Annotated in this window: 7 protein-coding genes; 6 read left to right on the top strand and 1 reads right to left on the bottom strand. The window is 68.2% G+C overall.

Annotated features, from left to right (window positions below):
* The first annotated feature begins 338 nt into the window (after positions 1–338).
* Together ABGI63_RS22745 and ABGI63_RS22740 are read left to right on the top strand one after the other, a co-directional pair.
* Entirely contained in the window at positions 339–2,213 is a 1,875-nt protein-coding gene (locus ABGI63_RS22745) for a sensor histidine kinase (protein ID WP_349744821.1), read from the top strand.
* A complete protein-coding gene (locus ABGI63_RS22740; protein ID WP_349744819.1) occupies positions 2,206–3,546 on the top strand; it encodes a sigma-54-dependent transcriptional regulator in 1,341 nt (446 codons plus the stop codon). Before ABGI63_RS22745 ends, ABGI63_RS22740 begins: the two co-directional genes overlap by 8 nt.
* On the opposite strand, the gene ABGI63_RS22735 is transcribed toward ABGI63_RS22740, so the two are convergent.
* Positions 3,547–4,434 carry an amino acid ABC transporter substrate-binding protein gene (locus ABGI63_RS22735; protein ID WP_349744818.1) on the bottom strand — a complete coding sequence of 296 codons (888 nt, stop codon included), beginning with the start codon at positions 4,432–4,434 and terminating at the stop codon, positions 3,547–3,549.
* A gap of 119 nt (positions 4,435–4,553) precedes the next feature.
* On the opposite strand from ABGI63_RS22735, the gene ABGI63_RS22730 reads away from it, so the two are divergent.
* The 4 genes from ABGI63_RS22730 to ABGI63_RS22715 all read left to right on the top strand — a co-directional run bounded on the left by ABGI63_RS22730 (position 4,554) and on the right by ABGI63_RS22715 (position 9,233).
* Positions 4,554–5,144 carry a restriction endonuclease gene (locus ABGI63_RS22730; RefSeq protein ID WP_349744817.1) on the top strand — a complete coding sequence of 197 codons (591 nt, stop codon included), beginning with the start codon at positions 4,554–4,556 and terminating at the stop codon, positions 5,142–5,144.
* Between the two features lie 71 nt (positions 5,145–5,215).
* Entirely contained in the window at positions 5,216–7,129 is a 1,914-nt protein-coding gene (locus ABGI63_RS22725; protein WP_349744815.1) for a type IV pili methyl-accepting chemotaxis transducer N-terminal domain-containing protein, read from the top strand.
* Positions 7,126–7,782, top strand: coding sequence for a response regulator (locus ABGI63_RS22720; protein ID WP_349744813.1), 657 nt, complete (start codon positions 7,126–7,128; stop codon positions 7,780–7,782). Before ABGI63_RS22725 ends, ABGI63_RS22720 begins: the two co-directional genes overlap by 4 nt.
* A 164-nt stretch (positions 7,783–7,946) precedes the next feature.
* Positions 7,947–9,233, top strand: a complete 1,287-nt coding sequence (locus ABGI63_RS22715; protein WP_349744810.1) for an MFS transporter — start codon at positions 7,947–7,949, stop codon at positions 9,231–9,233.
* Positions 9,234–9,240 lie beyond the last annotated feature (7 nt).

The following is a 9,240-nucleotide window of genomic DNA, read 5'->3' as shown; positions in this document are numbered from 1 at the left end:
CAGCGCATACATGCTTCCGAGCACCAGCCCGTTGATGATTTGCTGTACAAAAGTTTCCATCGAAGACCCTCTGCTTTTTGAGGCGACCAGCGCCGCCCGACCCGGTCTTCATTGCAATCCATATGCCAGTTCCGAATAACTGCGGGTAATCACCGAAGGATCGGCCCTCAAAACACCCCGAAACACCGCTCGGCCGGCGTGCGGCGCCGACCGGCCTGGAGCAACAGGGCGGAAATCCACACAACACGACAAAACAGCGGGCGGGTTTTCGCATCAGCCCGACAACAGCGCACGCGGCCGGGACGGCTCGCATCAGATTGGGCACACTACGCATCCCCATGATCGACCGCTTCCAACTCGCAGCGCTGCGACAGCGGCTGACCCGCCGACTGAGCCGACCCCGCTTCTTCATCTATGTGACGGGGGGGCTGATGCTGCTCGGCCTGGTGCTGGGCCAGCGCCTCAGCGAGACCGCCGGCATGGCGCACCTGGCCGCGCTGGCCAATGAGCGGCTGGAACTCTATGCCACCAATCTGGAGGCCGAACTCGGCCGCCACGCCTACCTGCCCGACCTGCTGGCCATCGACGACGAGATGCTGGCTCTGCTGGACTCGCCGCAGGACGAGGCACGCCGGCGCCGCGCCGACCAGGCCCTGGCCCGCATCAATGTGCGCGCCGGCACCATGCAGATCTTCATCGCCGATGCCGCCGGCCAGGTGCTGGCCAGCAGCGACCGCAGCCCCGCGCCGGCCCGTCTGCGCGAGGCCATCGCCACCGACCTGCGCCATTTCTTTGCCAGCGATGCCGCCACCCGAGGCACCGACTTCTATCTGCTGCATCCGGTACGCCAGCAGGGCCGGCTGCTCGGCGTGATCGCGGTGCGGCTGAGCCTGGCGCCGCTGGAGGCCACCTGGGTGGACCTGGGCCTGCGCAGCCAGGGCGAACGCCTGCTGGTGGCCGATGAGCAGGACGTGGTCATCATGAGCTCGGTGCCCTACTGGAAGTATTTCGTGCTGGGCCAGGCCGACGAGGACCGGCGCGCCGCGCTGCGCGCCAGCGGCCGCTATCCCGAGTCACCACTGACCAGCGTGGGCATCCCGCGCCGCCTGCTGGCCAGCACCAATTCCAGCCTGGTGCGCGTGCCGCCGCTGGAGGACAAGCCGCGCGTGATCGAAGGCCCGCAGCTGCTGGCCCAGGAGCGCTTGCTGGTGCCGCTGGGCCTGCGCATGGTGGCGCTATCCGACCCGACCGAGGTCTGGCGCCAGGCCCGTTACGCCGGCTGGAGCGGCGCGGCCTTCGGCGCCTGCGCCGGCATGCTGGCCCTGTATCTGTCCTCGCGGCGGCGCGCGCTGCGCCAGCTGTTCCAGGCCAAGGCCGAGCTGCAGGAGGCGCACGGCCAGCTCGAGCGCATCGTCGACATCCGCACCACCGAGCTGCGCGGCAGCAATGCCGAGCTGAAGCGCCAGATCGCCCAGCGCCTGCAGGTCGAGGATGAGCTGGTGCAGGCCGGCAAGCTGGCGGCGCTGGGCCAGATGTCGGCCGGCATCTCGCACGAGGTGAACCAGCCGCTGACCGCGCTGCGCGCGCTGGCCCGCAACGCGCAGCTGCTGCTGGAGAGCGGCCGCCACGAGGCGGTGGCCGAGAACCTGCGCACCATCGATGCGATGGTCGAGCGCATGGGCCTGATCACCCGCCAGCTCAAGAGCTTTGCGCGCAAGGCCGAGCTGATGAGCGCGCCGGTCTCGCTGCTGCAGGCGGTGCGCAATGCGCAGCTGCTGGTCGAGCACCGGCTGCGCGAGGGCGCGGTGGAGCTGCGCCTGGAGGTGCCGGCCGGGCTGCGGGTGCGCTGCGAGGGCAACCGGCTGGAGCAGGTGCTGGTCAATCTGTTCGGCAATGCGCTGGATGCGATGGCACACGAGACCCGGCGGCAGCTGGGCGTCAGCGCGGTGTCCATCGACGCCGGCGCGCGCGTGCTGGTGAGCGTCAGCGACAGCGGCAGCGGGCTCAGCGAGGCCCTGCTGCCGCGTCTGTTCGAGCCCTTCTTCACCACCAAGCCGGCCGGCGAAGGCCTGGGCCTGGGCCTGGTGATCTCGTCGAAAATCATCCATGAGTTCGGCGGCACGCTGCGCGCCGTCCGGCTGGATCAGGGCATGAGCTTCGAGTTCGACCTGGCCGTCGACACCTGGGATGCAGCAAAGGAAGCACATGTTTGAGGGATATCACGTCGTCTTTGTCGAGGACGATCTGCCGGTGCGGGTCAGCCTGACGCAGACCCTGGAGCTGGCGGGTCTCGCCGTCACGCCCTGCCGCTCGGCCGAGGAGGCGCTGCCGCATATCGCACCGGGCGCGCAGATCATCGTGATCACCGATGTGCGCCTGCCCGGCATGGACGGCCGCGCCCTGCTCGACCATGTGCTGGCCACCGATGCCAGCATCCCGGTGATACTGATCACAGCCCATGGCGACGTCGCGATGGCGGTGCAGGCGATGCGCAGCGGCGCCTACGACTTCTTCGAGAAGCCCTTCGCGCCCGAGCGCCTGGTCGACACCGCGCGGCGCGCGCTGGATCTGCGCCTGCTGCGCAGCGCCACCGACGAGCTGCGCGCCCAGCTGCAGCGGGCCAGCGGCATCGAGGCCGCGCTACTGGGCAACTCGGCCGTGATGCAGCAGCTGCGCCGGCAGATCCTCAATCTGGCCGGCACCTCGGCCGATGTGATGATTCTGGGCGAGACCGGCACCGGCAAGGAGCTGGTGGCGCGCTGCCTGCACGACCAGAGCGCGCGGCGCGACCGCAACTTCGTCGCGATCAACTGCGGCGGCCTGCCCGAGGCCTTGTTCGAGAGCGAGCTGTTCGGCCATGAGCAGGGCTCGTTCACCTCGGCGGCCAAGCGCCGCATCGGCAAGATCGAGCATGCCAACGGCGGCACCCTGCTGCTCGACGAGATCGAGACCATGCCCATCGCGCTGCAGATCAAGCTGCTGCGGGTGCTGCAGGAGCGCCGCGTCGAGCGCCTGGGCTCCAACGATGAGCTTCCCATCAACGTGCGCTTCGTCGCCGCCAGCAAGGCCGATCTGCGTGAGCTGGGCGAGCAGAACAAGTTCCGCAGCGATCTCTACTACCGGCTCAATGTCGCGCTGCTGCATCTGCCGCCGCTGCGCGAGCGGCGCGAGGACATCCCGCTGCTGTTCCAGCATTTCGTTGCCCAGGCCTGCGCCCGCTACGAGCGCCCGGCGCCCGAACTCAAGCCCGAGCGGCTGCGCGAGCTGATGGCGCACGACTGGCCCGGCAATGTGCGCGAGATCCGCAATGCGGCCGACCGCTTCGTGCTGGCGCTCGATGATCTGGACAGCAGTGCCGCGCTGCAGCAGGTGCCGGCGCTGAATCTGGCGCGCCAGATGGACCTGGTCGAGAAGACCCTGATCGAGCAGGCGCTGCGCCGCACCCAGGGCAAGGTGCCGGCCGCGATGGAACTGCTGGGCATCGCGAAGAAGACGCTCTACGACAAGCTGCACCGGCACGCGATCAATCTCGACGCGTTCAGGTGATCAGCGGTAGTGCGCGGGATCGGGCGTGTCGGTCGGCTGCGCGATCACGCGCTTGAAGGCCGCGCTCATCGGCAGCTGCAGATTGATGCCCAGCGGTGGTATCGGCGACTCGAACCAGCGCCGGTAGATCGCGAAGATCTCGCCGCTGCGGTACAGGCCGATCAGCACGCCGTCGACCAGCTGCTTGAAGGCCGGGTCGTGGCGGCTCAGGCCGATGCCATAGGGCTCGACGGTCAGCGCCTGCTCGGACACCTCGTAGCCCTGCGGGCTGGGCAGCTGGGCCAGCATGCTGCGCAACAGCACATCGTCCATCATGAAGGCGCGCGCGCGCCCGGTGCGCAGCAGATGGAAGGCCTCGGGGTCATCGAGCCCGGCCAGGATGCGAAAGCCCAGATTGTCCTGCTCGTTGATGCTGTGCAGGTACTGGATGCTGGTCGTGCCTATGGTGGAGGCCACCGGCTTGCCGCGCAGATCGCGCAGGCTGCGCACCCCGTCGACGCTGCGCGACAGCAGCTTGGTCTCGGTCACGAAGGTGGTGATCGAGAAGGCCTGGTTGCGCGCGCGCTCGGCATTGTTGGTCGTGATGCCGCACTCCATGTCCAGCATGCCGTTGGCCACCATGGGCAGCCGGGTGGCCGAGCTGACCGCGACCCGCTTGACCTCCAGCTCGGGCAGCCTCAACTCGCGTTTGACGGCCGCGATCACCCGCTCGCACAGCTCGATCGAGTAGCCGATCGGCTTCAGATTGGCGTCAAGATAGGAAAACGGCAGCGAGGCGGGCCGGTAGCCCATCACGATGACGCCGGTGTCGCGGATGCGCGAGATCGACGGGCCATCGGCGGCGGCCGCCCCCAAGGGCAGTAAGCAAAGCAGGAGCAACAAGCGCATGCCCCGATTTTTGTTCGCGCCGCGGCGCCAGGCAAGCGCGCAACTACCGATGGCACCCGGCGACACAATCGGCCGGAATTCGGTACACACTGCGGCCCTCACCGCTCACGGAGATTGATTTGAAACTGAAGATGGCGAAGAACTCGCTGTTCGCGATCCTGCTGCGCTCGTCCTGGTGGATCAGCCTGCTGATCGCGCTGCTGCTGGGCCTGCTCAGCGCGGCCCTGCTGCCCGACGGGCTGAAGGTGGTCGGCGCCATGTCGGGCCTGCCTTTTGTCGTGATCAGTGTGATGGCCGCGCGCCGCCAGTGGCATCTGCCCAGCGCCGCGCGCATCGCGCAGACCGAGCAGGCCGTGATGGCGATGAACTGGCCGAGCTTCTCGGCACTGCTGGAGCAGGCTTTTGTTCGCGACGGCTATGCGGTGCAGCGCGGCAAGGGCGAGGCCTTCGACTTCGAGCTGACCAGAGGCGGCCGCCGCATGCTGGTCTGCGCCAGGCGCTGGAAGTCGGCCCGCACCGGGCTGGAGGTGCTGCGTGCGCTGCAGACGGCGCGCGCGAGCTCGGAGGTGGAAGACGCGCTCTACATCGGCCTGGCCCCGCTCAGCGACAACGCCCGCCCCTTCGCGACCGAGCAGCGCATTGCGATCTGGCAGTCGGCCGAGCTGGCCCATGCCCTGCGCGGCCTGCCGCTGCCGCCCGCGGCCGGCTAAGAAAGCGCCCGGCGCCGGCCGGGCTTGATGCATATCAAAGCGCCGGCCCGCTGCGTGGCTAAGCTGCGGCCATGCTCCAACGTCTACGCAGCCTCGTCGGCAAGCTGGCCATGATACAGACCGGCTTTCTGGTCGTGGCCCTGGCGTCGATCGCCTTCACGCTGTGGGTGTCGTGGCAGCTGGAGGGCGGCGCCGGCGCGATCAACGAGGCCGGACGCATGCGCATGCTGAGCTATCGCATGGCCTTGTCCCAGGCCGACGCCCGGCCGAGCGCGCTGCAGCGCGATCTGCAGGAGTTCGAGGCCATGCTGCTGCGCCTGCGTGTCGGCGACTCGCAACGGCCGCTGTTTGTCCCCGACACCGAGGATTGCCGCGAGCGGCTGGCCGCCGTCGAGCGGCAGTGGCCGATGCTGCGCGCCGCGCTGCTGGAACCGGTCGAGGGCCGCAGCCTCAGCCCCCAGGTCGACGCTTTTGTGGCCACCATCGATGGCTTGGTCGGTGCTGTCGAGCAGACCATCGCGGCCCGCACCGCCATCCTCGGCGGCCTGTGCTTCAGCCTGGTGGTGCTGGTGGTGGCCGCCTCGGTGGTGTTCGTCTCCGGCACCTATGTCTGGATCATCCAGCCATTGCAGCGCCTGCGCGAGGGCTTGCGGCAGATGGCAGCGGGCCAGCTCGGTGTGCGGGTCGATGAGACGAGCTCGGTGGTCGAATTCAGCAGCCTGGCCGAGGGCTTCAACCAGATGGCGGGTGCGCTGGCGGAGTCCTATCAGGGGCTCGAAGACAAGGTCAGGGACAAGACCGCCCATCTGGCCCAGCAGAACGAGCGGCTGGAGGCTCTCTACGATGTGGCGTTGATGGCCGGCCAGGCCGATGCCAGCCTGGAAACAATGGCCCAGTCCTTTGCCGTCAAGGTCGCGCGCATCGCGCGTGCCGATGCCTGTGCGGTGCGGCTGGCCGCGCAGGACGAGCAGCGCTGGCTGCTGATGGGCCAGACCTGCCTGCCGCAGGCGATGATCGACGCCGAGCGCTGCCTGCGCAAGGGCGAATGCGCCTGCGGCAGCGCCCTGCCCGAGGCGAGCGGCGCCCGCGTGATACCGATCCAGAGCATCGAGGCCCCGAAGCTGGGGCATTGCGAGGCGGCCGGTTACCAGACCGTGATCTCGGTGCCGATGCGGGCCGGAACGCGCATGGTCGGCGAGGTCGAGCTGTTCTTCTACGGCGAGCGCCGCCTCAGCGAGGCCGAGCGGCTGCTGCTCGATGCGCTGGTGGGGCAGTTCGCGATCCAGGTCGACAATGTGCGGCTGGCGGCGCGCGACCGCGAGATGGCCGTCTCCGAGGAGCGCAATCTGCTGGCCCAGGAGCTGCACGACTCGATCGCCCAGGTGCTCGCATTTCTGAAGATCCAGGTCCAGCTGCTGCGTGGCGCGCTGGCCAGGCAGCGTCTCGCCGAGGTGGAGCGCAGCGTCGACGAGATCGACACCGGGGTGAAGGAATGCTATGCCAATGTGCGCGAGCTGCTGGTGCACTTCCGCACCCGGCCCGGCCACGAGGACATCGAACACGCGCTGCGCAGCACGCTGGCCAAATTCGAGCGCCAGAGCGGGCTCGGCACCCATCTGAGCTTGCAGGGCGACGGCCTGCCCTTGCCGCCCGACCACCAGGTGCAGGTGCTGCACATCATCCAGGAGGCCCTGTCGAACGTGCGCAAGCATGCCGAGGCCGACCATGTCAGCCTCAGCGTCGAACAGCTGCCACGCTGGAGCTTCGAGATCCGCGACAACGGCCGTGGCATCGAGCTGCCCGATGCCGGCAGCGAGCAGACCCATGTCGGCCTGCAGATCATGCGCGAGCGGGCCCAGCGCATCGGTGCGCAGCTGCGCATTGCCCGCCTGCCCGAGGGCGGCACGCTGGTGCGCCTGACCCTGCCCCAGCAGACCTCGCTGCAAGCCGCCCCCGAAACCCTTCAGACCGCCCTGCACTCATGAGCCCGGCCATCACCATTCTTGTCGTCGACGACCACACGCTGTTCCGCCGCGGCCTGATCGCGCTGCTGCGCCAGGAGGAAGGTATCGAGGTGCTGGGCGAGGCGGCGGATGCCGGCGAGGCCTTGCGCTGCGCCCAGGCCCTGCAGCCCGATCTGATCCTGCTGGACAACCATATGCCCGGCGTCAGCGGCGTGAGCCTGCTGCCGGCGCTGCGCGAGGTGGCGCCGCGCTCGCGTGTGCTGATGCTGACCGTCAGCGAGGACGAGGACGATCTCAGCGCGGCGCTGCGCAACGGCGCGCAGGGTTATCTGCTGAAGACCATCGACGGGGAGGACCTGGCCGCCGCGCTGAGTCGCACGATGCGGGGCGAGTCGGTGGTCAGCCCGGAGATGACACACAAGCTGCTGAACGCGCTGCGCAGCAGCGGCGCCGCGAGCGCGCCCAAGCCGCCGCCGGCGGGCGAGCTGTCCCCGCGCGAGCTGGACATCCTCAAGGAGCTGACCCGTGGCGCCAGCAACAAGGAAATGGCCCGCACGCTGGGCATCGCCGAGACCACGGTGAAGATCCATGTGCAGCACATCCTGCGCAAGCTCAAGCTGAGCTCGCGGGTGCAGGCGGCGGTCTGGGGCAGCGAACAGGGCCTGGGCGGCTGAGATCCGGCTTGCGCCAGATCAAGCCAGGGCGCCGCATAGTTCTTTCGAACGAGGCCCGCTGCGGCGCCCTAGTTCCGATGCACTGACACCCATCGCCCCCTGAAGGATGTTCAGCCCGGGGCCGAAGATCGACAGTGGCAGACATGAAAACGAGGAGCTCCTCCATGTCTGCAGCAAGTCCCTCGAACCCAGGCGGCCGTGCGCTCTCGGTGCTGGTGGTCAGCACCCTGGCCTTCACGGTCTGCTTCATGGTCTGGATGATGTTCGGCGTGATCGGCATCCCGATCAAGAAGCAGCTCGGTCTGAACGCCACCGAGTTCGGCCTGCTGACCGCGATGCCGGTGCTCAGCGGCTCGCTGGTGCGCGTGCCGCTGGGCATCTGGACCGACAAGTTCGGCGGCCGCATCGTCTTCTTCAGCCTGATGCTGGCCTGCGTGATCCCGATCTGGTTGATGGCCTATGCAACGGCCTACTGGCATTTCCTGACCATCGGCCTGTTCGTCGGCCTGGCCGGCGGCAGCTTCTCGGTCGGCACGCCCTATGTGGCGCGCTGGTTCCCGAAGAACCGCCAGGGCTTCGCGATGGGCGTGTTCGGCGCCGGCAACTCGGGCGCGGCGGTCAACAAGTTCGTCGCCCCGGCCCTGGTCGTGGCCTTCGGCTGGACCATGGTGCCCCATGTCTATGCGGCGGTGCTGCTGGGCACGGCCATCCTGTTCTGGTTCTTCAGCCACTCGGACGAGCAGCATCTGGTCACCAGCAAGGCCAGCTTCGCCAGCCAGCTGAAGGCCTTGAAGGACCCCAGGGTGCTGAAGTACTGCCAGTACTACAGCATCGTGTTCGGCGGCTATGTGGCGCTCTCGCTGTGGATGGTGCAGTACTACGTCGGCGAGTACGGCCTGGACATCCGTATCGCCGCGCTGCTGGCGGCCTGCTTCTCGCTGCCCGGCGGCGTGCTGCGCGCGATCGGCGGCTGGCTCAGCGACCGGCATGGCGCCCACAACGTCACCTGGTGGGTCATGTGGGTCAGCTGGATCTGCCTGTTCCTGCTGTCCTACCCGCAGACCGAGTTCACCGTGCAGACGATCAACGGCGCCCGGACCTTCAGCATCGGCCTGAACGTCTATGTGTTCACCGCGCTGATGTTCATCCTGGGCATCGCCTGGGCCTTCGGCAAGGCCAGCGTGTTCAAGTACATCAGCGACGACTACGGCCAGAACATCGGTGCCATCAGCGGCATCGTCGGCCTGGCCGGCGGCCTCGGCGGCTTCGTGCTGCCCATCATGTTCGGCGCGCTGATGGACCTGACCGGCATCCGCTCCAGCGCCTTCATGCTGATGTACGGCGTGGTCTGGGTCTCGCTGATCTGGATGTACTGGACCGAGGTGCGCAAGACCGAGGTCATGGGCAAGCAGGCGCCCGACGCGCCCTTCAGCCGCTCCTTCCCGCGCTGACCCCCGG

Source organism: Roseateles cavernae, assembly GCF_040187885.1.
In the GTDB taxonomy this organism is placed as follows: Bacteria; Pseudomonadota; Gammaproteobacteria; order Burkholderiales; family Burkholderiaceae_C; genus Roseateles_E; species Roseateles_E cavernae.
Note: the sequence above shows the minus strand (reverse complement) of the source record. Positions and strands in the feature narration are given on the sequence as shown.